The organism is Paraburkholderia sp. RL17-383-BIF-A (genome assembly GCF_046028015.1).
GTDB lineage: Bacteria > Pseudomonadota > Gammaproteobacteria > Burkholderiales > Burkholderiaceae > Paraburkholderia.
This window is the reverse complement of record NZ_JARESR010000032.1, coordinates 1-14,264: the sequence shown is the minus strand read 5'-3', so window position 1 is coordinate 14,264 and position 14,264 is coordinate 1. Positions and strand designations below refer to the sequence as shown.

The 14,264-nt window shown below is 65.6% G+C and carries 13 protein-coding genes and 1 riboswitch; of the genes, 1 reads left to right on the top strand and 12 read right to left on the bottom strand.

From position 1 onward, the window contains the following. Positions 1-10 precede the first annotated feature (10 nt). The 12 genes from P0D71_RS28410 to P0D71_RS28355 are packed head-to-tail and all read right to left on the bottom strand — an operon-like array spanning position 11 to position 12,693. The gene (locus tag P0D71_RS28410; protein WP_408483178.1) at positions 11-1,192 is read right to left on the bottom strand and encodes a beta-ketoacyl-[acyl-carrier-protein] synthase family protein; all 1,182 of its coding nucleotides are present in this window, start codon (positions 1,190-1,192) and stop codon (positions 11-13) included. Continuing rightward, complete coding sequence (locus P0D71_RS28405; RefSeq protein ID WP_408483177.1) at positions 1,189-3,597, bottom strand: MMPL family transporter; 2,409 nt, start codon at positions 3,595-3,597, stop codon at positions 1,189-1,191. The genes P0D71_RS28410 and P0D71_RS28405 overlap by 4 nt, the downstream gene beginning before the upstream one ends. Further along, positions 3,597-4,298 carry a LolA family protein gene (locus P0D71_RS28400; protein ID WP_408483176.1) on the bottom strand — a complete coding sequence of 234 codons (702 nt, stop codon included), beginning with the start codon at positions 4,296-4,298 and terminating at the stop codon, positions 3,597-3,599. The genes P0D71_RS28405 and P0D71_RS28400 overlap by 1 nt, the downstream gene beginning before the upstream one ends. Beyond that, complete coding sequence (locus P0D71_RS28395; protein WP_091799917.1) at positions 4,286-4,717, bottom strand: acyl-CoA thioesterase; 432 nt, start codon at positions 4,715-4,717, stop codon at positions 4,286-4,288. Before P0D71_RS28395 ends, P0D71_RS28400 begins: the two co-directional genes overlap by 13 nt. After that, on the bottom strand, positions 4,714-6,309 hold the full coding sequence (locus P0D71_RS28390) for an HAL/PAL/TAL family ammonia-lyase (protein WP_408185357.1): 1,596 nt from the start codon (positions 6,307-6,309) through the stop codon (positions 4,714-4,716). Before P0D71_RS28390 ends, P0D71_RS28395 begins: the two co-directional genes overlap by 4 nt. Beyond that, a complete protein-coding gene (locus tag P0D71_RS28385) occupies positions 6,296-8,020 on the bottom strand; it encodes a glycosyltransferase family 2 protein (RefSeq protein ID WP_408483175.1) in 1,725 nt (574 codons plus the stop codon). Before P0D71_RS28385 ends, P0D71_RS28390 begins: the two co-directional genes overlap by 14 nt. Continuing rightward, a complete protein-coding gene (locus tag P0D71_RS28380) occupies positions 8,020-9,945 on the bottom strand; it encodes an ApeI family dehydratase (RefSeq protein WP_408483174.1) in 1,926 nt (641 codons plus the stop codon). Before P0D71_RS28380 ends, P0D71_RS28385 begins: the two co-directional genes overlap by 1 nt. Beyond that, entirely contained in the window at positions 9,942-10,604 is a 663-nt protein-coding gene (locus tag P0D71_RS28375) for a COG4648 family protein (protein ID WP_408354661.1), read from the bottom strand. Before P0D71_RS28375 ends, P0D71_RS28380 begins: the two co-directional genes overlap by 4 nt. Then, positions 10,604-10,855 (bottom strand): acyl carrier protein, encoded by a 252-nt coding sequence (locus P0D71_RS28370; protein ID WP_007180827.1) that lies wholly within the window; start codon positions 10,853-10,855, stop codon positions 10,604-10,606. The genes P0D71_RS28375 and P0D71_RS28370 overlap by 1 nt, the downstream gene beginning before the upstream one ends. Before the next feature lie 3 nt (positions 10,856-10,858). Continuing rightward, the gene (locus tag P0D71_RS28365; protein WP_091799903.1) at positions 10,859-11,158 is read right to left on the bottom strand and encodes a phosphopantetheine-binding protein; all 300 of its coding nucleotides are present in this window, start codon (positions 11,156-11,158) and stop codon (positions 10,859-10,861) included. Continuing rightward, positions 11,133-11,927 carry a lysophospholipid acyltransferase family protein gene (locus P0D71_RS28360; protein WP_408483173.1) on the bottom strand — a complete coding sequence of 265 codons (795 nt, stop codon included), beginning with the start codon at positions 11,925-11,927 and terminating at the stop codon, positions 11,133-11,135. Before P0D71_RS28360 ends, P0D71_RS28365 begins: the two co-directional genes overlap by 26 nt. Next, a complete protein-coding gene (locus P0D71_RS28355) occupies positions 11,911-12,693 on the bottom strand; it encodes a beta-ketoacyl synthase chain length factor (protein ID WP_408483172.1) in 783 nt (260 codons plus the stop codon). Before P0D71_RS28355 ends, P0D71_RS28360 begins: the two co-directional genes overlap by 17 nt. Positions 12,694-13,292: 599 nt before the next feature. Then, a riboswitch (yybP-ykoY riboswitch) is annotated at positions 13,293-13,509 on the top strand. An 11-nt stretch (positions 13,510-13,520) separates the two neighbouring features. On the opposite strand from P0D71_RS28355, the gene P0D71_RS28350 reads away from it, so the two are divergent. Next, entirely contained in the window at positions 13,521-14,093 is a 573-nt protein-coding gene (locus P0D71_RS28350) for a TMEM165/GDT1 family protein (protein ID WP_091799897.1), read from the top strand. The last annotated feature ends 171 nt before the right edge of the window (positions 14,094-14,264 follow it).

Sequence of the window (14,264 nt, the reverse complement as noted above, 5' to 3'; positions counted from 1 at the left end):
ATCGGGCAACTCATCGGGCAAGAACGAGGCTGACGTTGCTGCCGCCGAAAGCAAATGAATTGCTCATCACGTATTGCGCGCCGCTTCGCGGCAGGAAACGTTCGCTCTCGACCAGGTCCAGCACCGGTAATAACGGATCGGCTTCGCCATCCCACAGATGCCGCGGCAACGCCACGTTCTCACGCGCCAGCGTCAGCCACGCGAAGCCGAGTTCGGTGGCGCCCGCCGCGCCGAGCTGGTGGCCGGTCAACGGCTTGGTGCCGCTCGTCGCCACGCCGCCTGGGAAAACACGCGACATCAGGTTGGCTTCCATCTCGTCGTTCTTGCGCGTGGCAGTGGCATGAAGATTCACATAGCCGATCGCCGACGCCTCGACGCCCGCCTCGGCAAGCGCCGCGCGCAGCGCGATTTCGCCGCCCACGCCCTGCGGGTCCGGGGAGGAAATGTGATGCGCGTCGCTCGATTCGCCCACGCCCGCGAGCCGCACTGCCGCTTCGTCGCGGCTCATGAGGAACACCGCCGCGCCTTCGCCGACATTGATCCCGCAACGATTGCGGCTCATCGGATTGGTGCGCGTGGCGCTGGTCGATTCAAGCGAGGCGAAACCCTGCACCGTCAACTCGCACAGCGAATCGACTCCGCCCACCACGACGGCGTCGCACAGGTGCAATTGCAACAGCCGGCGCGCCGACGCAAACGCCTTCGCGCTCGACGTGCACGCGGTCGAAATGGTGAACGCCGGACCTCGCAGGCCGAGCGCGGCGGCGGCGAATGGCGCAGCGGTGCCGATCTCCATTTGCCGGTAGTTGAAGTTGGCCGGCAGATCGCCTGCCTGCGCCTGATAGACGAACGCGGCTTCGGCCGCTTCGATGCCCGACGTGCTGGTGCCGAGCACCACGCCGACGCGGTGCGCGCCGTAGCGCTCGCGGGCCGCGTCGATGGCCGGTGCGATCTGCGCCAGCGCGGCGAGCAGCAGGCGGTTATTGCGGCAGTCGTAGCGGGCGAGTTCGGCGCGCGGCGCCATCTCCAGCGGCGTGAACACGCTACCGACGAACGCCTCGCCGATTCCCGTATGCGCATTCGCCATACCCGGCGAATGACCGGCGGCGAGCGCCGGAACGATGCTGTCGAGGTCGCCGCCGAGCGCGTTGATCATGCCGAGCGCGTGCAAATAAACTGATGGCGCCTTCATGCGGCCCTCCTTGATTCCGATGGCATGCCGATCGGCGCGAGCAGCACCGATACCGCGATGCCGAGCGCGAGCGTCGCGCCGAAACTCTTCAGCGCGGGCATCGCGCTCATGCCGAGCATGCCGAACGACAACAGCGTGGTGGCCGCAGACAACAACACCCCCGTCCACACCGCGCCGAGATCGGCGTCCGCGCGCTGGCAGCCTTCGCGCAGGAACACCGCATAGTTTGCACCCACGCCGAGCACGAGCATCAGCGCGAGCCAGTTGAACAGATTGAGCGGTACGCGCGCATAGCCGAATACGGCGAGCGTGACGCCCACGGCAAGCAGCACCGGCAAAGTCACGGCGACGCCGCCGCGCACGCGGTAGCGCAGCATCAACAGAACGAGCACGAGAGCCAGCGCGCCGCCGAGCCACCAACCGCTATCCACGCGATACGCGCCGAACAGTTTCGACACGCTGGCGGCCTTGTCGACGAACACGACGCCGGGCAAGCTCTGCGCCGTCGCGATCAGCGCGGGTTCGTTCTGCGGCGTCACGCCTTGCGGAATGACGACCGCGGCATAGACTTTCGTCGACGAGTCGACTTCGCCGAGCCAAAGGTGTTTATACGGTTGTGACCACGGTGCCGCGAGCCACGTATCGACCGTCAGCGGGGCTTGCGGTTTCGCATACGCAGCGAGCCACGCGTCGGCGACTTCGTCCTTGAAGCCTGCTTGCAGGAGTGTGGCGCGCAATGCGGCGCGCTCGTCGAACACGTGTTGCGCGAGCAACGCGCGGTCTTCATTCTGCCGTTTCGCGGACGGCACGAATTGCGCGACCGACTGATAGCTGCCGACCTTGTTCGCCGTGCCGTTCAGCGCATCCAGTTTCGTGCCCAACGCTTCGGCGCGCTGGAGCACGAGCTCCGGCGTCTCGCCGCGCACCACGAAAAACTGCGCGCTGTTATCCACGCCGACCGCCGCGCGCACCTTGTCTTCCTGCGCGACGAGCGCCGGGTCGCGCTGGATCAGCAGATGGATATCGTCGTCGCTGGTTAGACGCAGCCAGCCGGGAATCGCCAGCAACAGCAGCAGCGCCGCCACGAACCACGCCCGCTTGCCGCCGATCGTGCGATGCCACACCGTCAGCACACGCGCCGCGCCCGCGAACACGCGCTTGGGGCTGCGTCTGGGCGCGCGCGTGAGCAGCGCGGGCAGCAACCACAGCACGGACGCGAAGGCCGTCGTGATGCCCGCCATCGCGAAACAGGCAATCTGCTTGAGCGCGGGAAACGGCACCCAGGCGAGGATCGCGTAGCCGAGCAGGCTTGTCGCGAGCGCCACGCTCAACGCGGGACGCACGGCGCGCGCGCCGCGCCGCGCGTCCCAATCGCGTTGCGCGCCGAGATACACCACGAAGTATTGGATCGAATAGTCGACGGCCTCACCAATCAGGCTCGCGCCGAACACCAGCGTCAACAGATGCAGTTTGCCGAACACCAGCATCGTCACCGCCAGCGCGCAGACAATGCCGAGCGCGGTCGAGACGAAGCCGAGCAGCAGCAGACGTGGCGAGCGGAACACCCACATCATCAGGAGTGCGACGCCGCACAGCGAAGCAATGCCGATCAGATGCACTTCATGTTCCGATGCACTGCGCGCCGCTTCCGCGTAAAACACGGCGCCGGTCCGCGCCACCGAGACGTCGGGGAACGACGGCTTCAACGCGCTTTCGCCTTGGACCAGCGCAGCGAGCACGGCGTGCTGCGTCTTCGTTTCGTAGGCGGAACCCGGCAGCGTCGCGACGATCAGCACGCTGGTGGCGGCGCCCTGACGCGCGACCAGCATGTTGTCTTCGAGTTCGAGATTCGAGGTGGCGAGCGGCAGGCCACCGAGCCAGTGTTCGAGCCAGCCGAACGGATCGTCGGCGAGCGGTGTGGTCAGTCCGCCGCGCAGCGGGCTATAGATGCGCTGGGCGAGCGTGTCGCGCAACGTGGCGCCCGGCGCGCCGCCCGCCAATGCCGTGCGGTCCGTCGGCGCCAGCAAGCCGAATCGATACGGCATATACAGCGCCGATATCTGCGACAGATCGAACGGCGGCAACTCCGCCGTCACCGAACCGAACGCGCCGCTCTTTTGCAACGCCGCGCCCAGTTGTTTCGCCGCGGCTTTCGCGTGCGCGTCGTTTTTGCTGGTGACGAGAAAAACGGTGCGGTCGCCGAGCACGCTCGCGAGCGTATCGACCGCCTTTTCCGCGACGGGATCGGCCTCGGTCGCGGGCAATAGCGCAAGCAGATTGGTTTGCAGCGGCGACGGTCCGGCGAACCGCCAACCGCAATACAGCGCCGCGACGAGCGCGAGCAGCAGCCACGCGGCGCGCATGCCCCACGCCTGTTTCGTGGACCGCTGTTGCAGCATGTCCATTACGGCGCCCCGAGCAAGCCGCGTTCAGCCGCGGTGAGGTCGCTCACGGCCGCGCTCTTCGCGAAGTCGAGCTGGGTGATGTCGCCGTTCGCCAGCGTGATGCGCAAGCTCTGCAGATAGTCGCCGCCGCTCATCGCCAGACCTTTGATCGACTGGGCGATCTGCGGCTGGTTCGGCGTCAGTTGCATGCGCCACTGCGCGGCGCTGCCTTGAGCCTCTGCGTCGAATTGCGAGTAGAGCGCCGACAGATCGCCGCCGAGCATGGCGCGCATCATCTTCGAAACTTGCGCGACGCCGCGCGTGCCCTGTGCGCCGTGAGTCGTGACGCGCTGGCCGTTGGCGTCGACTTCGGCGACGCCGGCATCGGTGATGACATAGGTGGCTTTGTAGGGCTTGTCGATCTGCCAGATCACGCCGCGCTCGCGGAAAAATAGCAGCGAGCCGGTGCTCACGAGCGGCTGCTTCATCGCGGCGAGCGTTTGCGTCTGCGTGAATTGCGCGCGCACGCCCTTGGCTTGCGCGAGGTGCGCGGCGATCTGCGAGACGAGTGCGGGGTTGCCCGCGGCAGGCGCGGCCTGGGTCGTCGATGCCGCCAAGGCGGGCTGCGTCCATGCGGTCACAGCGAACATGCTGAGGACGCCCGTCACGCTCAATGCGCTCAATGCTCCCACCAGCACGGCGCGCAATTTCATCGTCCCCATACGCGCTCCAGTTTCTCGAATACGACCGGCGGCGAGACGAACTGCAACTCCTGCGTGGCGGCGTCGACCGCGACCTGGATCGTGTAGCCCTTGGTCAATCGCGTGCCAGACACGCAATCGACGATTTCATAGCCTATTTTCAGGCGGTTTTCGTGTTCGAGCAGTTGCGTGCGCACTTCGATCTGCTGCCCGTAAGTGGCCGGCCGTACGTACTTCAGATGCGCTTCCACGATCGGCCACAGGTAGCCCGAAGCCTGCATCTCGCGATAGTCGTAATCGAACGCGCGCAGAAGCGCCGCCCGGCCGATTTCGAAGTACTTCAGATAATGCCCGTGCCAGCACACGTTCATCGCGTCGACGTCGTGGAACGGCACTTCCACCGTCGCGCTCGCACTCAGCACTTTGCGGGAAACGCTCATGCGTTCGATCCTCCGCGATAGTCCTGCAGCAGATCGCACGCTGCAATGCGCGCGGTCAGCGCGCGCAGCTCGTGTTCCAGTGCGCGGTCTTCGTCGACGAATGGCGACTGCGCGCTCACGCTGTCCATAAACGTTCGCAGCGGCGAAGGAACCGGCGTTCCGCTGTCGATCTTCAAGCGCAACCGGGCGGCTTGCACCGTTGCGAGCGTATGCGCGGCGGCGACCTGCTCGGTCAACTCCAGCACGCGCAAACAATCGCGCGCGGCAATCGTGCCCATGCTGACCTTGTCCTGGTTGTGCGCCTCGGTGGAGCGCGAGAACACGCTTGCGGGCATAGTGTTTTTCAACGCTTCAGCGGTCCATGCGGACGACGAAATCTGCACCGCCTTGAACCCGTGATTGATCGGGGCGCGCGCGGACGTGGCGCCCGACAGATTGCGCGGCAAGCCGTTATTGAAATTGACGTCGACGAGGAGCGCGAGTTGCCGGTCCATCAGATCGGCAAGATTGGCGACCGCAACCTTCAGCGAATCCATCGCGAAGGCGATATGGCCGCCGTAGAAGTTGCCGCCGTGCAGCACGCGTTCATTGTCCGGGTCGATCAGCGGGTTGTCGTTCGCGCTGTTCAGTTCGTTCTCGACATCGCGGCGCACCCACGAGAGCGCGTCGCGCGCCACGCCGATCACATGCGGCGCGCAGCGAATCGAATAGCGGTCCTGCAGACGGTGACCCGGCGTGTCGTCGCGCCCGGACAGATCGTCGCGGATCCATGCCGCCGCTTCGGCCTGGCCGGCGTGCGGCTTCACTTCGAAGAGCATCGCGTCGAAATGCGCGGCACGGCCGTCGAGTGCGACCGTGCACAGCGCCGTCAGCCGCGCGGTCAGCCGCGTGAGATGATCGGCGCGCGCAAACGCGAGACAGGCGAGACCGGTCATCACGGCGGTGCCGTTCATCAGCGCGAGCCCTTCTTTTGGCGCGAGCGTGAGCGGCGTGTGGCCGAGTTCGCTCCACACCTCGCGCACATTGCGCAACTGCCCTTCGAACATCACGTCGCGTTCGCCCGCGAGCGCGGCGGCCAAATACGAGAGCGGCGTGAGATCGCCGCTCGCGCCGACCGAGCCTTCCGACGGAATGCGCGGCAACACACGATGATTGACCAGATCGGCCAGACGTTCGAGCAACACCGGACGCACGCCGGAAAAACCATAAGCAAGCGAGTTGAGCCGCGCGGCGATCACCGCGAGCGTTTGCGCGTCGTCGAGATACTGGCCCATCCCGCAGCCGTGATAACGCGTGAGTTGCAGCGGCAACGCTTCGACCAGCTCCATCGGCACGTCGACCACGCAGGCGTCGCCGTAACCGGTGTTCACGCCGTACACGGTCGCGCCCGCGGCCAGATGCCGGCGCAGAAAATCCGCGCCGCGCTGGATGCGCGCGCGCCACGCCGGATCGGCGCTCAACGCAACCGGCGTGCGATGCTGCGCGATCGCGACGACCTCTTCGATCGTCAGCTTGCGACCGCCTATGACGACCGCCGCCTTGTTCACGTTGGCGCCCGCATTCGGCACATCGATCAGATCATGTTCGGCCATTTGCGCCTCGCTTGGGGCTGGCCCAGAAATCGAAGAAGTTGAACCATTGATAAGGTGCCTTGCGGCAATAATGTTCGAGCCGCACGGCATAGCGCTGCGCCCACGCGGCGAGATGCTGCGCGCGTTCGCGGCGCGGCAGCTCGATACGCTCGGCGAACGGTTCGAAATACAGGCGGTAACCGTCGTGCTCTTTCAGACAGAAGAACAGATAGACCGGGCAACCCAACGCATGCGCGAGCACATAGGGCCCTTGCGCGAACGGCGCGGTCGAGCCGAGAAATTGCGCCTCCGTCGTGCGGCCCGCTTCGTGCGCGGGCACGCGGTCGCCGACGATCACCAGCAATTCGCCGGCGTCGACACGCTCCTGCATCATCATCGCGGTCTCGGGTCCGAAGTCGCTGACTTCGAGCAGATGTTTCGCGAACTCGCTATTGGCCGAGGCCAGCACGCTGTTGAAGCGGCGCGCGTGCTCCGTATAGACGACCGCCGTGACCTTCGCATATGCGCCCTGCGCGGCGAGCGCGCGGGTCATCTCCAGATTGCCGAGATGCGCGCCGATCACGAGCGCGCCCTTGCCGCTCTTCACCAATGCTTCGAACGCCGAAGGATCTTCGAACTTGACGTCTGCATTGTTGACGCGGCCCGACCACGCGGCGAGCTTGTCGAAGCCCGACTGTGCGAACGCCAGCATATGGCGGTACGCGGACAGCCAGCCCGGACGCGGCGTGTCGCCCTGCGGCGCAGTCTTGCCGAGATGCCTGAAGTAATTGCTGGAGGCCTCGCGCGCGGCGCGGCCCGTCAGCAGAAAATACGCGACGATCGGGTGCAGCCAGAGCGCGGTGAAACGTCGGCCGAAGAGCTTGCAACTGAGCGCGAGCAACGACATGCCCAGATGGCTGCCGCGTTCGGCGATACGCCACCAGTCCTGGTCATTTTCTTTCCACTGCCCATCCGCAAGTGCCGCGCGACGCGGCATCACCTTGTGCGCGAGCAGCACCGGCAGACGCCACAGCATGCCGCACACGAGCCGCGTATGGCTGCGGCTGATGCGCACGTTGTCCCACAGCACGTCGAAATGCGAGACGCCGTCGCTCGCGTAGGTGACGCGCGTCGGAATCGAACGGAACGCGGCGCGTCGCCAGTACAGACGCACGAGGATCTCGATGTCGAAGTCCATGCGCGTGGGCAGTCGCACGCTGTCGATCAGATTGCAGGCCAGCGTCAGCGGATAAAGCCGAAAGCCGCACATCGAATCGCGGATGGCCAGCGAAAGCGTTTCGATCCACACCCACACATGCGTGAGATAACGGCCGTAGAGACGCGCTTTCGGCACGCTCTCGTCATAGATCGGCCGGCCGAGAATCACCGCGCCCGGTTCGGCGCGCGCCGCTTCGATGAAACGGGGCACGTCGGTCGCGTCGTGCTGGCCGTCGGCGTCGATCTGCAGTGCGTGCGTGTAGCCGGCCTCGCGCGCGGCGCGCAGCCCCGCCATCACCGCCGCGCCCTTGCCGCCGTTGACCGGCAGCCGCGATAGCGTGAACCGCCCCGCGTATTGCTGCGCGAGCGCGGTGAGCACTTGCTGGGTGGCCTCGTCGCTGCCGTCGTCGACGACGAAAAACGGCAGGCCGTGAACCGCGAGACGAGCGACGGTCGCGCCGATCGCGTCCTTATGGTTGTAGATCGGAATGACGATGCATGGGGAGAAGGTCATCACGCCGGCGCCCCGTAGACGATCACACCAGACGCGCATTCGCGACCGTTCGCGCGGTATGCAAACTGCAGGCGCCGGCGGGCCGCGTCGTGAGCGAGCGTGAGCGCGAGCACCGCGCCTGGAGAAACCGGCGCCATGAACTTCAGACGATCGATCGATGCCACCGCCCGCACGGCCGGCAAGTGGTCGGCGGCGAGGCGCACGGCCCAGTCGACCTGAACGACGCCGGGCAGAATCGGCAGGCCGGGAAAGTGGCCGGCGAAATGCGCGAGCGTGGGCGGCACGCGCAACTCGTAATGCAGTGTGTCGCCGCTGCGCGCTTCGGCCAGCACCTCGACGCCTTCGCTACGCGGTTCGAACGCGGCCGCCACGGCGGCCACCGGCAGTTTGCCGCGCGCGTCGAACGGCAGCGTGACCCGAAAACGCCAGTGGCGCGGCAGCACCACCACGTCGAAGTATTCGGCGAGATGCCGGCGCAGGATCTTGGCGAGCGCCACGCGGCCTTCGTCGCGCAGCGCCGCACCGCCCGCTTCCGTCAGCGCTACGACGGCGCCGACGCGCTCACGCGAGGCGCCGGCGAGCGGCACGATCGCCGCTTGCGCCACATACGGATGCAGCGCGAGGCGCGCTTCCAGTTCCGGCAACGACACGCGCTTGCCGTCGAGCTTGAGCACGCGGTCGAGCCGGCCTTGCAGACGGAAACGGCCATCGGCGTCGAAGGCGATCCTGTCGTCGGTACGATGCCAGCCGGCGTGATCGAGATGCGGTGAGCGGACGTTCAGCGCACCGTCTTCGTCGCGGCGCACTTCGATGCCGGCTAGCGGTTGCCATGCATCTGTCTGATCCTGGCGCCGCCACGCTATGCCACCGGTTTCCGTGCTGCCGTAGACTTCGAGCGGCGCGGTGCCATAAGCCGCGGCATATTCCTGCGCGGCTTCAAACGCCAGCGGGCCGCCCGATGAAAAGACCGCGCGCGGCGCCGGCGTCAAGTCCGCGAAGCCAGGCAAGGCGGGCCAGCGAGACAATTGCGCCGGTGTCGAGACGACCACCGCCGCGCCGCATTGCTCGATCTGCGTTTGCAGATGCAACGGCTCGATGCTGATCGCACGGTCGAACGCGCGGCCGGCGGCAAGCGGCCACAACACGCGAAACAGCAAACCGTAAATGTGGTGATGCGGCACGCTCGCGAGCATCGTCGCGTCGCCGATCAACGTGCCCCACTGCTGTTCCAGTGTGTGCACTTCGGCGTTGAATTGCGCGAGCGTCTTGCGGATCGGCTTGGGGCGGCCGCTGCTGCCGGAGGTGTAGAGCGTGAGCGGGGCTTGCGGGTCGATCGTGAGAGCGGCGGGAGACGTGTGCGCCGAGGCTGCCTGGGCGTTTGCAGTGCCGGTGGCGGTGGCGGCGGGGTCTGAGGCTGCCCGGGTGTTTCCGGTGCCGGAGGCGGCTGCGGCGTGCGTTGAGGCTGCCTCGGCGTTTCCAATGCCGGCGTCGGTGGCGAGTCCGGCGTGCTCCGCCGCGGCTGCGTTGACGTGGGCCAACGTATCGAGATCGGCGTCGACTTCAGCTTCGGGGTTGATACCGAGGTTGGCTCCGGCCGAAAGCTCGAACAGCGGCAAATCCGCATCCGTCAGCACCACGTCGTACGCATCGGCGAGATCGGCGAGATAGCCTGGCGTCGAGTTGGCCGGAATCACCGGCTCCTTGCCGCACGCGAGCAGCGCGAAAAGCGCGCAGGCGAAATCGAACGGATCGTCGATACAGAGTGCGTAGCGTTGCGCGCCCTGCGTTTGCACGAGCGCGATCAACACGGCGACGCGCGCGCGAAACGCCGCGCGGTCGAGCACCTTGGAGCCATCGCGGCAGACGGGCACCTGCAACGCGGCGCTCTCATGAACCACCGACAACAGATCATGCAACGCGATCATGCCGCCTCCGAACGCGCGGCACGCGGCAGCACGACCAGGTAACGCCAGATCACCTCGGCCACCAGCAGCACGCCGATCAACCCATACGCAATCGCGCCGTTATACAGCGACCAGTTGGCACGGCTCCAATACAACGCGGTATAAGCGGAAAACACGCCGTTCAGCACGAAGAACGCACACCACACCTGCGTCACGCGCCGCGTATGGCGCACCGCGCCCGGCGGCAGATCCGGATTGCCGAGGCGCGCGAATTTTTCGATCATGGACGGCCCGCGCACGAGCGTCGCGCCAAACGCGATCAACAGGCCCAGATTGACGAGCGACGGATACAGACGCAACAGCAATTCGCTATTGGTCAGCACGATCGCCGCCGACGCGCAGCTCAGCAGACCGACCACGCTCCAGTCGATCGTGGAGAGCCGCCGCAGCGAAGTCGCGACCGGGCCGCTACCGGCCCAGCGCTGCAGCCAGAGAATCGCAAACAGCATGCAGCCGACGTAGCGCGGCGTGTCCCAGCGCCACGCGCACAGGATCAGCGCGGGGTACGCGAGCTTCAACAGCACCTGCACGACGGTTTTGCCGAAGTGGCGCCCGGCGCCGGGCGAGGCATCGTCGGCCCGCCGCGCCGCCGCTTGCGTTCGCGAGCGCGCGACGGACATCAGCCTTGTGCCGCCAGCAGGGACTCGACCGCGCCGATCACGTCGCCGACGGTGCGCACCGACTTGAACTCTTCCGGCTTGATGCGGCGTCCGGTCATTTCCTGCAGTTTGATCGCGAGGTCGACAGCGTCGATGCTGTCGAGATCGAGGTCCTCGAACAGATGCGCTTCGGGCGTGACACGCTCGGGCTCGATCGCGAAGTTCTCTTTGAAGATAGCGCGGATGCGCTCCAGAATCTCTGCCTCGGACACGATTTACTCCCCCTTTCTGGTTGTTTCGTTCACAGCGTGCGTCGCTTCGCGTTGGCTCGCCACCAGCGCGGCCAGCGTGCTGATCGAGCGGAAGTGTTCGCGCGTGCGTTCGTCGTTCGCTGCGATGGTCAGTTGGTATTGTTTGCGCAGCACGATGCCGATTTCGAGCGCGTCGATCGAATCGAGACCGATGCCGTCGGTATCGAACAACGGTGCATCGTCGTCGATATCGGCCGGGCTCAGGTCTTCCAGATCGAGCGCTTCGATCAGAAGCTGTTTAATTTCCAGTTTTAAAGAATCCATAATCGAACAGGTGCTGAGTAATGTGTGCTTCGACGGCGCTCGTCACGCTGCGCGCCGCAAGAGCCGGTGGAGTGTCATGGGCCGCGAGCTGATCGACGCCGAGCGGCTCGAGCACGTTCACGCGCATTCTGAACGCGCGTGCCGGCACGTCGTACCAGCGCATCTGCTTGGTGAATGCGGGCGGGTCGCAATCCATCAGCACCGGGACGATGGGAGCGCCGACTTTCAGCGCCATATGCGCGAAACCGCGCGAAAAGGCATGCAACCGGTTCGGCCCGGGGCTACGCGTGCCTTCCGGAAAAATGATCATCGTATAGCCAGCGGCCAGTTGCTTCGCGCCGGCCTCGACGAGCTCCGCGGGATCGGCATTGCTGACGTACTCCGCCGAACGCACGATGCCCCAGAAACACGGGTTGCTCCAATGCGCGTTTTTCACCACGCAGCAGGCATGCGGCGTGAGCGACAGGAGCACCATCACGTCGAGATAAGTCGGGTGGTTGGCGACCACGATCGCCGGCCTTTCCGCGCGCAACGCCTGCACGCCCGACACTTCGAGTTCCATCACCCCGATGCGCTGCAACACCGCGACCAGCGCACGGAAAAACCAGTGAATCACGCCCGTCACCGCGAACTGACGCGATGCACGGTGCGGCCACACCCACGCAAGCGGAAACACCACCACCGAGAACAGCACGCCGCATACGCCGAACACCACGAAGGCCAAGCCGGTCGCGCAGAATCGCCAGCAATAATCAAGCCGCGCGATCATGCCAACTCCAATGCCACGTGGCGCCGGCGCCTTGCCACGCGGCGGGCAGGCCGGTTTCCAGACAGTGCTGCACGGCCTGGCTCTGGGTCGCGAAAACGGTCGGCGAGTTGCCCTCGCTTGCCGCAGGTTCGCTCGCCGGCGCGGATTCCCGCTCGCCCACTCGGCCTTCGGCCGCGGTGGTTTGACTCACCGGCGGGGATTCCCGCAGATCAGCGCGGGAAACGACACACGCCAATTCGCCCGTCACCGTTTCGCTATCGAGCAGGATCGCGATCGCGCCGCCCGGCACTTCGTCTTCGATCGTGCCGTAAGCCGGGTCGGCAGGTTCGTCCGCATAGACCAGCAACATTGGCGAATCCGGCTGGGTGGCGTACTGTGCGTGCGCCTCCAGCAGGGCGTAACCGAGCGTTTCCGCGCCGGCCGAAATCGCGCTCGCCGCCGACCGGTCGCCACGCGCAATGCCGAACACGCCGGTCATGGCATTGAGCACCGACAGGCTGAAAGCGGTAGGCGACACCGGCTCGCCCGCGCTGATGGCGCGCAGGATATCCGTGGTGCGACGCAGTTCGCCGTGGCGCGACGCGAAAACGACCCGCGCAGCGTTCTGGGCGACACAGTCGTGCGCCACCTTCAGCGCCACTCTGGACAGAGTGCTCAGACGGCGCCGCACGATCGGCTCGATGAAGCCGATATCGGGTGCGGCAGATGCGGCAGCAGGCCAGCTAGACCAGCGAGCGACCGGAACGGTCCAGTGCAGATCGGGCATATCGGTGTTCGCGCGTAGAAGCGAGGAGAGGCTGAAGCGCCTGACGGAATACGGCACCGTCACAGCGTGTACGCGCCGCGCGGACCGGCAATCTCCAGCCGGGGTCGATCCAATCGTCTGATCTTATATAGGGTTCAGCGATTTAACGGCACATGGCCCCGTTTATTTAGGCACCCTCGCCGATTTGTCTGGAGGATGGCCTCAGGCGCCCTAAGGTCGCCGAATCATACTGAATATTCTGGGATAAATCAGCCACAAAAGACGTATCCATCTGTATCCGTATCTATCGAGCGACGCCCCGCCAAAAACCCGTTGCGCGCGCCTGCGGCGCGATTTCCGGCTGCGCGGCCAGGTGCAAAAGCCGCTCGCGACACGGGTTGCGGTCGACACGAGCGCAGAAGCATTTCGCGGAATTACATCATTACTTTCAACTAACTTTCTTAAACAATGTTTCAGATTGGAAGGTTTCCGTGTGGGCAACTGCCGACCTTATAACCGGTCGACGACGCCTGGCCTATCTCAAGCCCGCGATTTGGGAGATGCAATGGCGTCCGCGGCTGACGGAGTCGATTATCGGCTGGTGCCATGCCTGTTATACTCCGTCCCTCATTGGGGAGTAGCCGCCTCGCGGCACGTGCGCACCGCTGTCATCGGGTGCGTCGCACGTGTGGTTCGCGGGGGCGCCTGTCAACAGACTTGGCCTGCACGGCCATGGCAGCCGCAGCCTCTGGCCTGGCGAGACCGATGATCCACACACCGCCGCAACAGGGCCCGGCGTGTCGTGGGTCGTCGCTCGTTCATCTCTCGGCCCGGGGAATCAACATAACGTGGATCACGCTTTTCTCATTTCGACCGGAGCAGTCGCGCTCGCCGAGATCGGCGACAAGACGCAATTGCTCTCGCTCGTCCTCGCGGCACGCTATCGCAAGCCGCTGCCGATCATTCTCGGCGTGCTCGTCGCCACGCTCGTCAATCATGCCTGCGCGGGCGCACTCGGCGCCTGGCTCGGCTCTCTGCTCACGCCGACCATCATGCGCTGGGCACTGGCCGTATCGTTCATCGGCATGGGGCTGTGGATTCTCGTTCCGGACAAGCTCGACGACGACGAGGCCAATACCAGCCGCACGCACTTCGGCGTGTTCGGCGCGACCGTGGTGACGTTCTTTCTCGCGGAAATGGGCGACAAGACGCAGATCGCCACGGTGGCCCTCGCCGCGCGTTTTCACGACTTCTTCGGCGTGGTGGCGGGCACCACGCTCGGCATGATGATCGCCAACGTGCCCGCGATCCTGCTCGGCGACCGTTTCGCGCATCGGCTGCCGACCAAACTCGTGCACGGCATCGCGGCGGTGATGTTCGTGATTCTCGGGACGATGGCGCTGTTCGGCGTGGGCGTTTAGGTCGGCGCTTAGGTCGGCGTTCAGTCGGCGCCTGGTCGGTGTTCGTGGTGCGGCCGGCTGGCAGTTCCTGGCGCTTGGCGGGCGCTTCGCGCTTCGCAATTGGCTTGGCTTGGCTTGGCTTGGCTTGGCTTGGCTTGGCTTGGCTTGGCTTGGCTAGCCCTCGCCTTGAAT

Excerpts from the sequence above, each read along its gene's own strand:
- P0D71_RS28360 (WP_408483173.1), bottom strand. The coding sequence starts at position 11,927 with ATGATCGCGCGGCTTGATTATTGCTGGCGATTCTGCGCGACCGGCTTG.
- P0D71_RS28400 (WP_408483176.1), bottom strand. The coding sequence starts at position 4,298 with ATGGGGACGATGAAATTGCGCGCCGTGCTGGTGGGAGCATTGAGCGCA.
- P0D71_RS28355 (WP_408483172.1), bottom strand. The coding sequence starts at position 12,693 with ATGCCCGATCTGCACTGGACCGTTCCGGTCGCTCGCTGGTCTAGCTGG.
- P0D71_RS28410 (WP_408483178.1), bottom strand. The coding sequence starts at position 1,192 with ATGAAGGCGCCATCAGTTTATTTGCACGCGCTCGGCATGATCAACGCG.
- P0D71_RS28365 (WP_091799903.1), bottom strand. The coding sequence starts at position 11,158 with ATGGATTCTTTAAAACTGGAAATTAAACAGCTTCTGATCGAAGCGCTC.
- P0D71_RS28390 (WP_408185357.1), bottom strand. The coding sequence starts at position 6,309 with ATGGCCGAACATGATCTGATCGATGTGCCGAATGCGGGCGCCAACGTG.
- P0D71_RS28380 (WP_408483174.1), bottom strand. The coding sequence starts at position 9,945 with ATGATCGCGTTGCATGATCTGTTGTCGGTGGTTCATGAGAGCGCCGCG.
- P0D71_RS28385 (WP_408483175.1), bottom strand. The coding sequence starts at position 8,020 with ATGACCTTCTCCCCATGCATCGTCATTCCGATCTACAACCATAAGGAC.
- P0D71_RS28405 (WP_408483177.1), bottom strand. The coding sequence starts at position 3,597 with ATGGACATGCTGCAACAGCGGTCCACGAAACAGGCGTGGGGCATGCGC.
- P0D71_RS28375 (WP_408354661.1), bottom strand. The coding sequence starts at position 10,604 with ATGTCCGTCGCGCGCTCGCGAACGCAAGCGGCGGCGCGGCGGGCCGAC.
- P0D71_RS28395 (WP_091799917.1), bottom strand. The coding sequence starts at position 4,717 with ATGAGCGTTTCCCGCAAAGTGCTGAGTGCGAGCGCGACGGTGGAAGTG.